The sequence below is a fragment of the Sandaracinobacter sp. T42 genome (assembly GCF_059115405.1).
This window is the reverse complement of record NZ_CM181101.1, coordinates 974,606-990,686: the sequence shown is the minus strand read 5'-3', so window position 1 is coordinate 990,686 and position 16,081 is coordinate 974,606. Positions and strand designations below refer to the sequence as shown.

15 protein-coding genes are annotated in these 16,081 nt (G+C 67.2%); 5 read left to right on the top strand and 10 right to left on the bottom strand.

Going from position 1 to position 16,081, the window contains the following annotated elements:
• Positions 1-2 precede the first annotated feature (2 nt).
• From ACW9TV_RS04730 to ACW9TV_RS04720, 3 genes are read right to left on the bottom strand one after another with little or no spacing between them, the layout of a single operon-like run.
• Positions 3-1,649 (bottom strand): ABC-F family ATP-binding cassette domain-containing protein, encoded by a 1,647-nt coding sequence (locus ACW9TV_RS04730; protein WP_494304700.1) that lies wholly within the window; start codon positions 1,647-1,649, stop codon positions 3-5.
• Positions 1,650-1,708: 59 nt separating this feature from the next.
• The gene (locus tag ACW9TV_RS04725; RefSeq protein ID WP_494304699.1) at positions 1,709-3,013 is read right to left on the bottom strand and encodes a metal-dependent hydrolase family protein; all 1,305 of its coding nucleotides are present in this window, start codon (positions 3,011-3,013) and stop codon (positions 1,709-1,711) included.
• 59 nt (positions 3,014-3,072) lie between these two features.
• Positions 3,073-5,130 (bottom strand): transglycosylase domain-containing protein, encoded by a 2,058-nt coding sequence (locus ACW9TV_RS04720; protein WP_494304698.1) that lies wholly within the window; start codon positions 5,128-5,130, stop codon positions 3,073-3,075.
• 152 nt (positions 5,131-5,282) lie between these two features.
• On the opposite strand from ACW9TV_RS04720, the gene ACW9TV_RS04715 reads away from it, so the two are divergent.
• Positions 5,283-6,500 (top strand): argininosuccinate synthase, encoded by a 1,218-nt coding sequence (locus tag ACW9TV_RS04715; RefSeq protein ID WP_494304697.1) that lies wholly within the window; start codon positions 5,283-5,285, stop codon positions 6,498-6,500.
• Between the two features lie 4 nt (positions 6,501-6,504).
• On the opposite strand, the gene ACW9TV_RS04710 is transcribed toward ACW9TV_RS04715, so the two are convergent.
• A complete protein-coding gene (locus tag ACW9TV_RS04710; protein ID WP_494304696.1) occupies positions 6,505-6,885 on the bottom strand; it encodes a GtrA family protein in 381 nt (126 codons plus the stop codon).
• An 80-nt stretch (positions 6,886-6,965) separates the two neighbouring features.
• Here ACW9TV_RS04710 and ACW9TV_RS04705 point away from each other — a divergent pair, with 80 nt between their 5' ends.
• The gene (locus ACW9TV_RS04705) at positions 6,966-8,039 is read left to right on the top strand and encodes an AI-2E family transporter (protein ID WP_494304695.1); all 1,074 of its coding nucleotides are present in this window, start codon (positions 6,966-6,968) and stop codon (positions 8,037-8,039) included.
• On the opposite strand, the gene ACW9TV_RS04700 is transcribed toward ACW9TV_RS04705, so the two are convergent.
• Entirely contained in the window at positions 8,002-8,574 is a 573-nt protein-coding gene (locus ACW9TV_RS04700) for an HdeD family acid-resistance protein (protein ID WP_494304694.1), read from the bottom strand. The two genes, ACW9TV_RS04705 and ACW9TV_RS04700, sit on opposite strands and share 38 nt — an antisense overlap.
• A gap of 55 nt (positions 8,575-8,629) precedes the next feature.
• On the bottom strand, positions 8,630-9,367 hold the full coding sequence (gene gspN, locus ACW9TV_RS04695; RefSeq protein WP_494304693.1) for a type II secretion system protein N: 738 nt from the start codon (positions 9,365-9,367) through the stop codon (positions 8,630-8,632).
• A 116-nt stretch (positions 9,368-9,483) separates the two neighbouring features.
• On the opposite strand from gspN, the gene ACW9TV_RS04690 reads away from it, so the two are divergent.
• The 3 genes from ACW9TV_RS04690 to ahpF all read left to right on the top strand — a co-directional run bounded on the left by ACW9TV_RS04690 (position 9,484) and on the right by ahpF (position 13,097).
• Positions 9,484-10,524 (top strand): aspartate-semialdehyde dehydrogenase, encoded by a 1,041-nt coding sequence (locus tag ACW9TV_RS04690; protein WP_494305034.1) that lies wholly within the window; start codon positions 9,484-9,486, stop codon positions 10,522-10,524.
• Positions 10,525-10,847: 323 nt separating this feature from the next.
• Positions 10,848-11,411 carry an alkyl hydroperoxide reductase subunit C gene (gene ahpC / locus ACW9TV_RS04685; RefSeq protein ID WP_494304692.1) on the top strand — a complete coding sequence of 188 codons (564 nt, stop codon included), beginning with the start codon at positions 10,848-10,850 and terminating at the stop codon, positions 11,409-11,411.
• Between the two features lie 75 nt (positions 11,412-11,486).
• Positions 11,487-13,097 carry an alkyl hydroperoxide reductase subunit F gene (ahpF, locus tag ACW9TV_RS04680; RefSeq protein WP_494304691.1) on the top strand — a complete coding sequence of 537 codons (1,611 nt, stop codon included), beginning with the start codon at positions 11,487-11,489 and terminating at the stop codon, positions 13,095-13,097.
• Positions 13,098-13,189: 92 nt separating this feature from the next.
• Here ahpF and ACW9TV_RS04675 read toward each other — a convergent pair whose 3' ends face one another.
• Genes ACW9TV_RS04675 through pal form a run of 4 tightly spaced genes read right to left on the bottom strand, consistent with a single transcriptional unit; the run spans position 13,190 to position 16,047 of the window.
• Positions 13,190-13,846 (bottom strand): glutathione S-transferase family protein, encoded by a 657-nt coding sequence (locus ACW9TV_RS04675; protein ID WP_494304690.1) that lies wholly within the window; start codon positions 13,844-13,846, stop codon positions 13,190-13,192.
• Between the two features lie 25 nt (positions 13,847-13,871).
• Positions 13,872-14,366, bottom strand: a complete 495-nt coding sequence (locus tag ACW9TV_RS04670; protein ID WP_494304689.1) for a GNAT family N-acetyltransferase — start codon at positions 14,364-14,366, stop codon at positions 13,872-13,874.
• Complete coding sequence (gene ispG / locus ACW9TV_RS04665) at positions 14,363-15,490, bottom strand: flavodoxin-dependent (E)-4-hydroxy-3-methylbut-2-enyl-diphosphate synthase (RefSeq protein ID WP_494304688.1); 1,128 nt, start codon at positions 15,488-15,490, stop codon at positions 14,363-14,365. The genes ACW9TV_RS04670 and ispG overlap by 4 nt, the downstream gene beginning before the upstream one ends.
• Positions 15,490-16,047: a peptidoglycan-associated lipoprotein Pal gene (gene pal / locus ACW9TV_RS04660; RefSeq protein WP_494304687.1), complete on the bottom strand. Its 558-nt coding sequence runs from the start codon at positions 16,045-16,047 to the stop codon at positions 15,490-15,492. Before pal ends, ispG begins: the two co-directional genes overlap by 1 nt.
• Positions 16,048-16,081: the final 34 nt, after the last annotated feature.

Here is a 16,081-nt window from a genome sequence, read left to right as displayed (position 1 = left end):
TCCTACCAGCGCACCCCCTTCTGCTTCTTCTGCGCCTGCTTCGGCGGCGGCGCGGCCGGCTGCTTCGGCTTTTCGGCGCCCTTCGGCTTCCGGCCCAGGATGAAGTCGGTGTAGTCGTCCAGCGAACCCGCGAACTCCTTCGCGGTGCCGCTGTCCACCAGCAGCAGCCGGTCCGCGGCCAGTTCCAGCATGTGCCGGTCGTGGGAAACAAGAACCACCGCCCCGCCAAAGCCGTTCAACGCCTGCACCAGCGCCTCGCGCGTGTCGACGTCCAGGTGGTTGGTCGGTTCGTCCAGGATCAGCAGGTGCGGGGCGTCGCGCGTGATCAGCGCCAGCGCCAGCCGGGCCCGTTCACCCCCTGACATTTCGCCCACCTTCTGCGTGGCGCGCGGCCCGGAAAAGCCGAACCGCCCCAGCTGCGCGCGGACCGCCCCCTGCGAAGCCCCCTGCATGGCGCGGGTCATATGCTCCAGCGGGGTGTCGGCGCCGTCCAGCTCCTCCACCTGATACTGGGTGAAATAGCCCACTTTCAGCTTGCCCGGCGCGTGCAGTTCGCCCTCCATCGGCTTCAGCTGCCCGGCCAGCATCCGCGCCAGCGTCGTCTTGCCGTTGCCGTTCCGGCCCAGCAGCGCCAGCCGCTCGTCCGGGTCGATCCGCACGTTCAGCTTCGAAAGGATCGGCTTGCCCGGCTCATAGCCGACTGCCGCGCCGTCGGTCGTGATCATCGGCGGCTTCAGTTCGTCGGGGCTGGGGAAGTCGAAGCTCAGCGTCGGGTCTTCAACCACCGCGGCGATGGGCTGCATCTTCGCCAGCGCCTTCTGGCGGGATTGCGCCTGCTTCGCGGTGGACGCGCGGGCGGAATTGCGGGCGATATAATCCTGCAGCTTCGCCCGCTGCGCATCCTGCGCGGCCTTCGCCGCCGCCTGCTGCGCCAGCCGTTCGGCGCGCTGCCGCTCGAAACTGTCGTAGCCGCCCGTGTAAAGGGTCGCCTTGCCGCCCTCCAGGTGCAGGATCTGGTCCACCACATTGTTCAGCAGATCGCGCTCGTGGCTGATTACCACCATCATGGCCGGATAGGATTTCAGGAAATTCTCCAGCCACATCGTCGCTTCAAGGTCGAGGTGGTTCGAAGGCTCGTCCAGCAGCAGCAGGTCGGGCTCGGAAAACAGCAGCGCCGCCAGCGCCGCGCGCATCTTCCACCCGCCCGAATAGCTGGAAAGCGGCCGGTTCTGCATCTCCTCGTCGAAGCCCAGCCCCACCAGGATCCGCGCCGCCCGCGAAGGCGCCGCATAGGCGTCGATCGCCATCAGCCGCTCGTGGATCTCGCCGAAACGGTCCATGTCCTCGCAGGTCTCGCTTTCGGCCAGCAGGGCCGCGCGCTCGGTGTCGGCCGCCAGCACCAGCTCGATCGGCGTCGTTGCCCCGTCGGGCGCTTCCTGCGCGATATAGCCGATGCGCGTGCCGCGCGGCATTTCCAGCCGGCCCTCATCCGGCTCGATGAAGCCCATCATCACCTTCATCAGCGTGGACTTGCCCGCGCCGTTCCGCCCGATCAGCCCGATGCGGCTCCTGCCCGGCAGGGCTGCCGTCGCGCGATCGATGATGGTGCGCCCGCCAAGGCGCACGGTGATGCCGGAGATGTTGAGCATGATGCCGCGCGCCCTAGCGGATTATTGCTGCAAGCGCGAAGGGAAAGTGATGGCGCGCGCTAGCGGCCCTTCACCACATCCCCGCCCTTCATCACGAAATCCACCGTCTTCAGCACCTTCACATCCGCCAGCGGGTCGCCGGCCACGGCGATGATGTCGGCATGATAACCGGGGCGCAGCGCGCCGATGTCCTTCACCCCCAGCAGGTCCGCCGCGTTGGTGGTGGCGGCAACGATGGCGGTCGCAGGCGTCATGCCGTGCTGCACCATCAGCTCGAACTCGTCGGCGTTGCGACCGTGCTTGGATACGCCCGCATCGGTGCCGAAGGCGATCTTCACGCCCGCGGGCACAGCCTTTTCCAGCGCCTTGCCAGTGATCTCCAGCCGCCACTTCACCTTTTCCAGCACGGCGGGCGGATAGGCGTTCGGGTCCTTTGCAAGACGCTCCTTGTAGCCGTTGATGGTGGAGAGCGTCGAAACATAATAGGCGCCAGACGATTTGAAGAGCTTCAGCGTCTCGTCGTTGGGCATCGTGCCATGCTCGATGCTGTCGGCGCCGGCCGCCAGCGCCACGTTGATGCCGTCGGTGCCATGCGCATGCACCGCCACCTTCTTCCCGTGCAGGTGCGCGGTTTCCACCACCGCCTTCGCCTCATCCGGGAACATCTGCTGGCCCAGGCCCGCGCCGATGCGGCTGTTCACGCCGCCCGTCGTCGCGATCTTGATCACGTCCACCCCGCGCCGCACCTGCATCCGCACCGCCTGCCGGCAGGCATCCACGCCGTCGCACAAATTTTCCTGCCCGATCGAACCGTGCAGATCCTCCGCGATGCTGTTGGTCGCGTCCATATGGCCCGAGGTGACAGAGATCGACCGCCCCGCATCCACGATGCGCGGCCCCTGCACCCAGCCCGCGGCGATCGCGTCGCGCAGCGCCAGCGTCGCGCCCGAACCGTCGCCCAGGTTGCGCACAGTGGTGAAGCCCGCGTTCAGCGTCTTCATCCCGTTCCACTGGGCCCTCAGCGCGCTCGTCCCGGCAGAGGATGTGACGCTTTCAACCAGCGCCGCCTCGCCGCCGGCGTCGCTGTCCAGATGCACATGGCTGTCGATCAGGCCCGGCAGCACGAAGCGGCTGCCCAGGTCGATCACCTTCGCGCCCGCGGGCGCCTGCCGGCCCGGCAGCAGCGCCACGATCCGCCCCTTGTCCACCACGATGGAAGTCGGCCCCAGCGGCGCCTTCCCCGGCTCGGCCAGCACCCGGTCCGCCTGGATCACGGTTACCTCGGCGGCGGCGGGCGAAGCGGCCAGCACAAGGCCGGCGGGCGAAGCGGCGAGCAGAAGAGCGGCGAAAGCCGGGCGTGTCATGGCGGATATCCCCTGATATGGTTTCAACCATCTAGAGGCCGGGCAACGCGCTTGCCAAGCTATTGCTTCGCCGCGCCGGCCGTCACGTCCTCGATCCAGCCGTCGGTCAGCACCTGCGGCTCCTCCTTCACCGGCGGCGGCACGGCATCGGGCACCAGGCTCGGGTCCAGACGGCCCGGATCGGGCCGGGCGGCGCCGTCCGCGCCAAACGCCCCGTCCGGCGCCAGCCCATAGGCCTCGGCGTCCGGCTCGGTGGCGAATTCGGGCAGCTCCACCTGGTCGTTCAGCGGCGTGGGGGCCACGCCCGTCAGCGCCCGGCTCATGAAGGCGGCGAACACCCGCGCGGGCGCCTGCCCGCCCGCCAGCCCGCGAACCGCCTTCGCGTCGTCCCGGCCCATCCACACGCCCGCCACAAGCTCCGGGGTGAAGCCGATGAACCAGCCGTCCTTGTTGCTGCTGGTCGTGCCCGTCTTGCCCGCCAGCGGCCGGCCGATCTGGGCCGCGCGCCCGGTGCCGGTTTCCACCGCAGCGCGCAGCATGTCGGTCATGTACTGGGCCACGAACGGCGCCACCAGGATGCGCGGATTTTCCGGCTCCCGGTTGTACAGCGTCCGCCCGGATGCGCTGGTGATCGACTGGATCGCCCAGGGCCGCGCCTCCACCCCGCCGCCCGCGATGGCGGCATAGGCGGATGTCATTTGCAGCAGGGTGGTTTCCGAAGCCCCCAGCGCCATGGCGGGCTGGGTTGAAATGGGCGTGGTGATGCCGAAGCGCCGCGCCATCGCCGCCACGCTTTCAAAGCCGAAGCGCTGGCCCAGCTGCACCGCCACCGTGTTCACCGAAAGCGCGAACGCCTGCCGAAGCGTCATCCCCCCCAGATAACGGCCGTTCGAATTGCGCGGGCTCCAGCCGTTGATGCGCACGGGCTCGTCCACCACGCGGCTGTCCGGCGTCATGCCTTCTTCCAGCGCCACCAGATAATCGAACAGCTTCCAGCTGGAACCGGGCTGCCGCCGGGCGGTCACGGCGCGGTTGTAGATGCTGGTCGCATAATCGCGGCCGCCCACCATCGCCGTCACCGCGCCGTCGGTGCGCATGGCCAGGATGCCCACCTGCGTGCCGCCGATCTGCTGCGCCTTGGCGGCAGCCTCGGCTGCGGCCTGGTGGCGGGGGTTCAGGCTGGTGGTCACGTCCAGCGGCTCCACCGCCTCGTCGGTCAGCGTTTCCAGCTGGGTCAGCACCCAGTCGGTGAAATAGCGGACATCGCCCTGATCCTTGTCCACCACGAAGCGGACGAGATCGACATTCGCGCCCGCCGCTTCCGCCGGGCCGATCGCGCCCGAATCCACCATCGTCGAAATCACGATCTTCGCCCGGCCGCGCGCGCGCTCGGGGTCGGCCGTCGGGGCGTATCGGCTGGGGGCCTTCACCAGCCCGGCGATGATCGCGGATTTGGCAAGATCCAGCTCGGTCGCCGGATGGCCATAGAATTTGCGACTCGCCGCATCGATGCCGTAAGCCCCGCCGCCGAAATAGACGCGGTTCAGATACAGTTCCATGATCTGCTGCTTGGTGAACCTGCGCTCCATCGCCAGCGCCACGATCTGCTCGCGGATCTTGCGGATGAAGGTCTGGTCCCGCGTCAGGAACAGGTTGCGCGCCAGCTGCTGGGTGATGGTGGAGGCGCCCTCCACCGTCTCGCCCGCCTGGATATTGGCCTTCAGCGCGCGCGCCATCCCGATCGGGTCCACGCCGGGGTGCCAGTCGAAGCGGCGGTCCTCCACCGCCTTCATCGCCTCCACCATCTCGGTCGGGATCTCGGCATAGGGCAGCCAGCGGCCATAGCTAGGGCCCACCGTCACCAGCTCGGTGCCATCCGCCGCGCGGATCACCACCGATTGCCCCTGCGGGCTCTTCATCAGTTCCTGGTAGGTCGGCAGCGACGACATGGTCAGCGCCACCGCCAGGGCCAGCCCCAGCACGCCCAGCAGCGCAAGCGCCACGCCCCAGCCGATCAGGCCGGTGATCAGGCGGGCGAAAGCGGAACGCCGCTTCTTCGGGGGTTTTCGCTTGTTGCTGGGGGCGTGCATCGGCAGGCTGCGCTGATAAAGCGCCATTGTGGCCACCACAAGGCAGGGCGCCAACGCTTCGCCGCAGCCGCCGGACCTTCACGCCGGCCCGCGCGGCAGGCCCCGATTGCGCGCACGGCCCGCGCCCCCTATGCGCGGGCGCGTTTCCATTCCCTTTCACGAGACAGGCGCGAACAGACATGAGCGATTCGGTGAAGAAGGTGGTGCTGGCCTTTTCGGGCGGCCTCGATACCAGCGTGATCCTGAAGTGGCTGCAGACCACCTACAATTGCGAAGTCGTCACCTTCACCGCCGATCTCGGCCAGGGCGAGGAGCTGGAGCCCGCCCGCCACAAGGCCGAACTGATGGGCGTGAAACAGATCTTCATCGACGATCTGCGCGAGGAATTCGTGAAGGATTTCGTCGCCCCCATGATGCGCTCCAACGCGCTCTATGAAGGCCAGTATCTGCTGGGCACCTCCATCGCCCGCCCGCTGATCGCGAAGCGCCAGATCGAGATCGCGAAGATGGTGGGCGCCGATGCCGTCTCCCACGGCGCCACCGGCAAGGGCAATGATCAGGTCCGCTTCGAACTGGGCTACTACGCCCTCGCGCCCGACATCCGCATCATCGCCCCCTGGCGCGAATGGGATCTCACCAGCCGCGAGGCGCTGATCGCCTTCGCCGAAGCGCACCAGATCCCGATCCCGCGCGACAAGCGCGGCGAAAGCCCGTTCTCGACGGATGCGAACCTCCTCCACACTTCGTCCGAAGGCAAGGTGCTGGAAGATCCGTGGGAAGAAGTTCCGGACTATGTCTATTCCCGCACCGACAATCCCGAAACCGCGCCAGACACGCCCGAATACATCACCATCGATTTCGAGCGCGGCGATCCGGTCGCCGTCAACGGAGAGGGCCTCTCCCCCGCCACCCTGCTGAAAAAGCTGAACGACCTCGGCAAGCTGCACGGCGTCGGCCGCCTCGATCTGGTGGAAAACCGCTTCGTCGGCATGAAGTCGCGCGGCATGTATGAAACGCCCGGCGGCACCATCTGGCACGCCGCCCACCGCGGCATCGAATCCATCACGCTGGATCGCGGCGCCGCCCACCTGAAGGACGAACTCGCCGTCCGCTATGCCGAAATGATCTACAACGGCTTCTGGTTCGCGCCCGAACGGGAAATGCTGCAGGCCGCCATCGATCACAGCCAGGAAAAGGTGACGGGCACGGTTCGCCTGAAGCTCTACAAGGGCAGCGTGCAGGTGGTGGGCCGCAAGTCGCCCTACAGCCTCTACAGCCCGAAGATCGTGACGTTCGAGGACGACCAGGGCGCCTACGACCAGCGCGACGCCAAGGGCTTCATCAAGCTCAATGCCCTGCGCCTGCGGCTGCTGGGCCAGCGCGACCGGCAGGGCTGACGGATCAGCCCCTGAAGATCGCGCGGAACCGCGTGAAGGTGACGATCGCGGCCGCCCCCATGCCGCCCGCGATCGCCGCCGCGTCTGGCGCGCCTGCCCGGTGCAGCAGCGCGAACGTTCCGTAATTCACCGCCATGCCCAGCGCCGCCGCCAGCAGATAGCGGCCGAATTCCGCAAGGCCGGGCCGTCCGGCCGCGCGGAAGGTGAAGAATCTGTTGGCGACAAAGCCCACGCAGACGGAAGCGGCCAGCGAACCCACCCGCCCGGCAAGCGGCGGCACGCCCTGCCCCGCCAGCAGCGTCAGCACCCCCCAGTCCACGGCGAACACCAGCGGCGCGACAAGGCCGAAGCGCAGCGATTGTCCGATCCAGTCCGGGCGGCTCATGCGCCCGAACAAAGCCGTCGCGCGGCAGTTGGTCAAGCGCCCCAGTCCCGCTATGGAACCGGCAGATGCAGGAGCAGGGCATGAAGGGGCAAGGCGCGCCAGTGACGGATCTCACCATCTTCCGCCGCACACTGGTCGTGGCCGCGGGCATCGGCTTCGCCGTGATCCTGTGGCGACTGACCGATCTGATCCTGCTGCTGCTGGCGTCGGCGCTCGTTGCCTTCATCTTCTACAAGTTCGCCAACCTGCTGCAGCACCGTTTCCGCCTGCCCTTCCCGGCCGCGCTCACGCTGGCTGTGCTCCTGCCCAGTCTGTTCCTGGTCTTCACCTTCGCCCTGTTCGGCAACATGATGGCCGCCCAGTTCGCCATCCTCTTCGATCAGATTCCCCAGGCCTGGGCCGATCTGCAGGCCTGGATGCAGACAACCCCCTTCGGCCGGGAGGTCATCGCCAGCGCCGGCAGTTTCGTGCCGGAAGGCAGCCGGATCGTCGCGATCCTGCAGACGGTGTTTTCCAGTCTCGGCACCGTCCTCACCAGCCTCGTCGTGGTGCTGGTGGCGGGCATCTACCTCGCCGCCCAGCCGCGCCTCTATGGCCGCGGCGTCCTGCACCTGGTGCCGCCCCATGCCCGCCACAAGACGGTGGAGGTCGTCCGTGCCGTCGCCGACGCCATCTCCGGCTGGCTGAAGGCGCAGGGCGTCAGCATGATCTTCGTCGGCGCCTTCACCGGAATCGCCCTGTCGCTCGTCGGAATCCCGGCCGCGCCCGCCATCGGCCTCGTCGCCGGCCTGTGCGAGTTCGTGCCCTATCTCGGCACCATCGTCGTCGCCATTCCGTCCATCCTGATCGGCTTCTCGATCAGCCCGGAAACCGGCGTGTGGACCATCATCGCCATCGTCGTGGTGCAGCAGGTGCAGGGAAACATCGTCACCCCGCTGGTGCAGTCCACCATGGCGGAACTGCCGCCCGCGCTCACCATCTTCTCGCTGATCGCCGCCGGCGTCGTCCTCGGCCCGATGGGCGTCATCCTCGCCGTTCCGCTGACGGTCGTGGGGCAGACCCTGATCAAGCAGCTCGTCGTCTATCCGGCCGACCAGGCCGAAGGGGATGCGGGCGCTAGCCCCGCATCCGCTGCGCCGCCGTCCGAAGCCTGAAGCCCAGCGCCAGCAGCAGGATCCCGAACAGGATCGCCCAGGCCCCGATCCACCAGATCAGGATCTTCAGCCCCAGCATCGGGGCCGCGAACAGCAGCACGGCAAAGGCCAGGTTCAGCAGGCCCGAAACCATCAGCAGCCCGCGCCCATGTTCCCCGTCCAGCTTCATCGCGGCCAGCAACAGGAACAGCCCGGAAACGATGGTGCGGATGGCGATCAGCAGGAACACGAAGGTCAGCGCGAAGCCCGGCATCGCGAACATCAGCACACCGATCACGATGTTGGCCACCGCCTCGATCGCCAGCCAGACCCAGCGTTCCCCGCGTCGCGCCTTGCCATAGGCCGCCGCCAGCCCGAAGCCGCCATCCACGATGGAGTAGATGGCGAACACGAACAGCAGGGAGAAGCCGGCCACCGAGGGGCTGACAAAGCAGAGGATGCCGAACAGGATCCCCGCAAGGCCGCGCAGGGCCACCAGCCACCAGCGCTGCTCCAGCATTTCCGCCAGACCGTCCACCATGCGCTGAGACGCCATCCCCAACCTCCACCTCTCGTGATCGGCCGCACAAGACTCCGTTGCGAAGCCGCGGTCAAGCGGGATCGGCGATGGGTTCACCTGCGGGTGACAACCGGATGTCGCCCTGTTGCAGCCGTCCTCTCGCGGAAAGGGTCGCGTCGCCGGCTTCGATGGCGAATCCCGCCACCGCCAGCGCCGCCAGCACCAGGCGGTTGTCCGGCCGCACGCGCAACCGGCCTTCCCAGCTGCCGTCCGCCGCCAGCCACAGGTCCAACCCGGCACGATCACCGGGCATCCGCAACGGCGTGAACAGCCTGTCTCCGTCGCAGGCCGGCGTGCCGCTCAACGGCGGGGATTCGCCCAGGAAGGGAATTCCGGTGAGGCTGGCAGCGACATGCCCGCCCGCTGACCGGCACATGCCGCGCGGCGTCATGGCCACATGCACCTGATCAAAGCGGATCGCCATCGCGGGCGCAGGCGCGGGCAGCAATTGCAGCGGAAGCTCGCCGCTCAGCTCGTCCAGCCGGCGCAACTGGCGGCTGCCCCCCGCCCGGCCCTGCAGGCGCGGCCCCAGCCGCTCGAAGCGAAGGCTGGCCTCGCCCTTCAGCAGCCGGCCGGGATCAAGCCCGACATCCACATCGCCCAGCGGCAACCCGGCATAGCGGGCGTTGCGCAGCCGCCCGTTCCAGATCGAGCCGGACACACTCTCGGCCTCCAGCCCTGGTGCCAGATAGGATGTGGCGGCCGAAAGCGGGAAGAACAGGATCAGCAGCGCCAACGCGGCCAGACCCGTCACAACAACCCAACGCATGAATTCTCCTGCACGTACGGAAATTGCGACATTGACGGGCGGGCCGCACCAAGGCAATCCGCCGCGCTGCCCTTTGGCGCAGCCATATGGCAGCCGCATGAAGCCGGAGAATGACTGTGGGATACAAGGTCGTCGTCGTCGGGGCCACGGGCAATGTGGGCCGCGAAATGCTGAACATCCTGGCGGAACGGGAATTCCCGCTGGCGGACATCGCCGCGGTGGCCTCGCCCCGCAGCCAGGGCGACATCATCGAGTTCGGTGAGACGGACCGCACCCTGAAAGTCCAGTCCATCGAGCATTTCGATTTCACCGGCTGGGATATCGCCCTGTTCGCCGCCGGCTCCGGCCCCACGAAGATCCACGCCCCGCGCGCGGCGGCGGCCGGCTGCGTCGTGATCGACAATTCCTCGCTCTACCGGATGGAAGCCGACGTGCCGCTGATCGTGCCGGAAGTGAACCCGGATGCGATCGACGGCTACAAGAAGCGCAATATCATCGCCAACCCCAACTGCTCCACCGCGCAGATGGTCGTCGCGCTGAAGCCGCTGCACGATGAAGCCGGCATCACCCGCGTCGTCGTCTCCACCTACCAGTCCGTCTCGGGCGCGGGGAAGGCCGGCATGGACGAACTGTTCAGCCAGACCCGCTCCATCTTCGTGGGCGAAGACAAGACGGTCGAGAAGTTCACCAAGCAGATCGCCTTCAACGTGATCCCGCACATCGATGTCTTCGTCGGCGCCGATACCGGCTACGACGGCTACACCAAGGAAGAGCTGAAGATGGCTCAGGAGACGAACAAGATCCTCTCCCCCGATATCCGGGTTTCCGCCACCTGCGTGCGCGTCCCCGTGTTCGTTGGCCACTCCGAGGCAATCTCCATCGAGTTCGAACGCCCCATCTCGGTCGCGAAGGCGCAGAGCCTGCTGCGCGAAGCCCCCGGTGTGATGCTCGTCGACAAGCGCGAGGACGGGGGATACGTCACCCCCGTCGAATGCGTGGGCGACTATGCCACCTTCGTCAGCCGCGTCCGCAAGGACCCGACGGTCGAAAACGGCCTGACGCTGTGGTGCGTCTCCGACAATCTCAGGAAGGGCGCGGCGCTGAACGCCGTGCAGATCGCCGAACTGCTGGGCCGCCGCCACCTCAAAAAGGCCTGACGGGCCCGACCGCCGGATTCGAAAGGGGGGTGCCCGGGCAACCGGGCACCCCCCTTTCCATGCACTGAGCGCATAGCTGCCCCGCCAGAAACTTCTGCGCTGCACAAGAATCCGCGCGCGATACCCGCCTTTGTTCGAGTGAATGACTTAGCGCAAAGCAACCGCCGGCCGGCCGGCCTAGGCATCCGCAGATGCAGTCCGCCGATGCAAACGGCGAATTGATCGATTTTATCGATTGTGCGGTTGCACAATATCAATTTGTCCCATGGCGCGCGGCTGCCTATCTCAGCCTCGCCCGAACCATTCAACCCAAGGGAGTTCCCATGCCGATCATCGGAAGCACGCTGAAGCCGTTCACCTCGCAGGCCTTCAAGGAAGGCAAGTTCATCCAGGTCACCGAAGCCGACGTGGCCGGAAAGTGGGCCGTGTTCTTCTTCTACCCCGCCGACTTCACCTTCGTCTGCCCGACGGAGCTGGAAGACATGGCCGACCTCTATGGCGAGTTCCAGAAGCTCGGCGTCGAGATCTACTCGGTCTCCACCGACACGCATTTCAGCCACAAGGCCTGGCATGAAACGTCCCCGGCCGTCGGCAAGATCCGCTACACGATGCTGGGCGATCCCTCCGGCCAGATCACCAACAACTTCGGCGTGATGCGCGAAGGCGCCGGCCTTGCCGACCGCGCCACCTTCGTCGTCGATCCCGACGGCGTGATCCAGTATGTCGAAATCACCTCCGAAGGCGTCGGCCGCAACGCGTCCGAACTGCTGCGCAAGGTGAAGGCGGCGCAGTATGTCCGCTCGCATCCGGGCGAAGTCTGCCCCGCGAAGTGGGAAGAAGGCGAAAAGACGCTCGCCCCCTCGCTCGACCTCGTCGGCAAGATCTAAGACCCCCCCCGCGCGCCGCCCCACCCCCGAACCCGGGGCGGCGCGCAACCCACCTGCCCAATTGCGGAGAGAGACATGCTCGATCAGACCCTGAAGGCCCAGCTGAAGGCCTATCTCGAAAAGGTCGTGCACCCGATCAGCCTGAACGCATCCCTCGATTCCTCGCCCAAGTCGGCCGAGCTCGAAGCCCTGCTGCAGGACATCGCGACCCTCTCTCCGCTGGTCAGCTACGCCCGCACAGACGACGATGCGCGCCGGCCCAGCTTCGAGATCCGCCGCGTCGCGCCGGAGGGCGCGCAAAAAGGGGCCGGAACCGATATCGCCGTGCGCTTCGCCGGCATTCCGATGGGCCATGAATTCACCAGCCTCGTGCTCGCCCTGCTGCAGGTCGGTGGCCACCCCAGCCGCGAAGCGCAGGATCTGCTCGATCAGGTGAAAGAGCTCGACGGCGACTTCCACTTCGAAACCTATTTCTCGCTGAGCTGCCAGAACTGCCCGGATGTGGTGCAGGCGCTCAACCTCGCCAGCGTGCTGAACCCGCGCATCCGCCACACCGCCATCGATGGCGCGCTGTTCAAGGAAGAGGTGGAAGCCCGCCGGATCATGGCCGTGCCCACCGTGTTCCTGAACGGGGAGCCCTTCGGCAGCGGCCGCATGGATCTGGCGCAGATCGTGGCCAAACTGGACAGCAACGCATCCGCCCGCGCCGCCGCGAAGATCGCGCAGAAACCCGCCTTCGATGTTCTGGTGGTGGGCGGCGGCCCAGCCGGGTCGGCAGCCGCCGTCTATGCCGCGCGCAAGGGCATCCGCACCGGCGTCGCTGCCGAACGCTTCGGCGGCCAGCTGCACGACACGCTGGGGATCGAGAATTTCATCTCGGTGGAATATACCGAAGGCCCGAAGCTTGCCGCCTCCCTCGAAGCGCATGTGAAGGCGAACGGCGTGGACATCATGCCGCTGCAGAAAGCCGCCGCGCTGATCCCCGCCGCCACGCCCGGCGGCCTAATCGAGGTGAAACTGGAAAATGGCGCGTCGCTCCACAGCCGCACCGTGATCCTGTCCACCGGTGCGCGCTGGCGCAAGCTGGGCGTGCCCGGCGAGGAACAGTATCTGACGAAGGGCGTGGCCTTCTGCCCGCACTGCGACGGCCCGCTTTTCAAGGGCAAGCGCGTCGCGGTCATCGGCGGCGGAAACTCCGGTGTCGAAGCCGCGATCGACCTCGCCGGCCTCGTCGCCCATGTCACCCTGGTGGAATATGACAACCAGCTCCGCGCCGACGCAGTGCTCCAGACCAAGCTGCGCAGCCTGCCCAACGTCACCATCCTCACCTCGGCGGAAACTACGGAAATCCGGGGCGATGGCGAAAAGGTGACAGGCCTTTCCTATCGGAACCGCACCGACGAAAGCCTGCACACCGTCGATCTGGAAGGCGTGTTCGTGCAGATCGGGCTGGTGCCCAACACCGAATGGCTGAAGGGCACGCTCGAACTTTCCCGCTACGGCGAGATCGTCGTGAACGCCCGCGGCGAAACCAGCCTGCCCGGCGTGTTCGCCGCCGGGGACTGCACCACGGTCCCCTACAAGCAGATCATCATCGCCATGGGCGAAGGCTCCAAGGCCGCGCTCAGCGCCTTCGATTACATGATCCGCCTGCCGCAGCCGGATGCCCAGGCCATCGCGGCCTGAAGTCGGCGGATCCGCGAACAGCAAGGGCGGCGCCGGGCAACCGGCGCCGCCCTTTCCGTTCCGCCCCGGCGCGCCAGCCCTGGCCGGGCGCGCTAGTCCCGGTCAGGCGCCCCCAGCGGAAACAGCCGCCGATAGGGCCGCGCCTCGTCCACCACCCGCCGGATCGAAGGCTGCGCCAGCAGCCGCGCGCGATAGGCGGCAAGCCCGGGGAAGCGCCCCGCGAACGGATGCGCCCAGTCCGCATAGAAAAGCGCAGGCCCCGCCGCACAATCCGCCAGCCCGAAATCCCCGCCAGAGGCCCACTCGCGCCCCGAAAGCTTCCGCTCCAGCCAGCCATAGCTGCGATCCAGCAACGCCCGCGCCTGCGCCACGTCCCCCGGATTGCGTTCGGCTTCCGGCCGCAGGGCGTCAAAGGCGATCTGCTGCATCGGTGCGCTCACATAATCGTCGAACACATCGGCCATCATCCGGGCCTCCAGCGCTGCCCGGGGATCCTCGGGCAACATCGGCGGATCGCCCGGCGCATGCAGATCCAGATATTCGATGATCACATTGCTTTCGCAGATTTCGCGGTCGTCATGCACCAGAACCGGAAACTGCCCCGTGGGCGACATCGCCGCCAGTCGCGCCATATTGTCGGGATGGCCGGCATCCACCTGCCGGAAGCGAAACGGCACCCGTCGCGCATACAGCGCGATCAGCGGCTTCCAGGTGAACAGCGAAAAGGGATGCCCATAAAGTTCGAACACATCGTCCCTCCCCCCGGCCGGACGTTCAACCGCCCAGCGTTTTCAGCGCCTCGCCCTCCAGCCGCCAGACCTCCCAGCCAGCGGCGTGTCGCGCACCCAGCATCTCGTAGAAGCCCTTGGCGCTGTTGTTCCAGTCCAGCACATTCCATTCCATCCGGCCACAGTCATTCGCAACCGCGATGGCCGCCAGCCGCTTCAGCAGATCCAGCCCCAGGCCCTGCTTGCGCACCTCGGGCGCCACGAACAGATCCTCCAGGAACAGCCCCCGCTTCCCCGTCCAGCTCGAGAAATTGAAGAAATACAGCGCCATCGCCACGGCCTTGCCGTCCTGAAAGCCCAGCAGCGCCTGCACATGCCCCGCCGCCAGCGCGTGCCGCGCGCTCTCGTCGGTCATCTTCACCTTGTCCGGCTCATTCTCATAGACCGCCAGCGCATAGACCAGCGCCCGGATGTCGGCGGCATCATCCGGCGTCGCGGCCCGGATGGAAACCGGGCCGGCGCTGCTGCCTGGCGCGCTCATTCCGCAGCCGCGGCCGTCGCCGCCAGCTTCGCGGCCTCGATCTCGGCCGCCTTCGCCTCCACCAGCTTCACGATATGGTCCACGATCGCGTCATCGGCCACATGATGGTCTGTCACGCCGCTCAGATACACCATGTGCTTGCCGTTGCCGCCGCCCGTCAGGCCGATGTCGGTTTCCCGCGCCTCGCCCGGCCCGTTCACCACGCAGCCCAGCACGCTCAGGCTCAGCTCCGTCGTGATGTGCGACAGCCGCTTTTCCAGCGTCTCCACCGTGCGGATCACGTCGAACCCCTGCCGCGCGCAACTGGGGCAGCTCACGATCTTCACGCCCCGCGCCCGGATGCCCAGCGATTTCAGGATGTGATAGCCGACCTTCACTTCCTCTTCGGGTTCGGCGGAAAGCGAAACGCGGATCGTGTCCCCCACGCCGCCCCACAGCAGCATGCCCAGCCCGATGGAGCTCTTCACCGTCCCGCCGATCAGTCCGCCGGCCTCGGTGATGCCCAAATGCAGCGGATAGTCCGAGCGCGCCGCCAGTTCATTGTAGGCCGCCACCGCCAGGAACACGTCGGACGCCTTCACGGAAATCTTGAACGCGTGGAAGTCCGCATCCTCCAGCATCTTCGCATGCTCGAACGCGCTTTCCACCAGCGCCTCCGGGCAGGGCTCGCCATATTTCTCCAGCAGATGCCGTTCCAGGCTGCCGGCGTTCACCCCGATGCGGATGGAACAGCCATTCGCCTTGGCGGCGCGCACCACTTCCTTCACCCGTTCGGGGCTTCCGATGTTGCCGGGGTTGATGCGCAGGCAGGCCGCCCCCGCATCGGCCGCTTCCAGCGCCCGCTTGTAGTGGAAATGGATGTCCGCGATGATCGGCACCTTCGCCGCGCGGGTGATCAGCGGCATCGCCGCCGTCGCTTCCTCGGTCGGGCAGCTCACCCGGATCAGGTCGGCGCCCACCTCCTCGCAGCGACGGATCTGGTCGATCGTGGCGGCGGCGTCCTCGGTCGGCGTGTTCGTCATCGTCTGCACCGCGATGGGCGCATCGCCCCCCACGGGCACATTGCCCACCATGATCTGCCGCGACTTGCGGCGGACAATGTCCCTCCACGGGCGATGCGACATCAGCGTCCTCCGGAAACCACGACCGTCACGGCCCGGCGGTTCTGGGCCCAGGCCTCTTCGGTGGAGCCGTCAACCGCGGGCCGCTCCTTGCCATAGCTGATGATCGATAGCCGCTCGGCCCCGACGCCCTGCGCCGCCAGGAAATTCTTGGCGGCGTTCGCCCGCCGCTCGCCCAGCGCCAGATTATATTCCCGCGTGCCGCGCTCGTCGGCATGGCCCTCGATCGTCACCCGCACATTGGGGTTGCGCAGCAGCCATTCGGCCTGGCCGCCCAGGATCTGCCGCGCCCGCTCGTCCAGCCCATAGCTGTCGAAGGCGAACAGCACGGTGTCCGATCCGGCCGCCTCGATCAGCGCCGCCTGGCTGCCGGCAAGGGCGGTCGATCCAACCGGCTCGGGCGGCGGCACGGTGCCGGCCTGGTCGATCGCACCGGGGGCCTGCGGCTGGGCGGGCGCCGGCTGCCAGGCCTCCGGCGGCAGCACGTCGCGGTTGCTCTTGCAGCCGGCCAGGGCCACGGCGCCAGCCACGACGATCAGCGGAAGAATCTTGGGGTTCATGCCTGTCTCCTTAAGCGGTGGTGGGCCGTTTGGC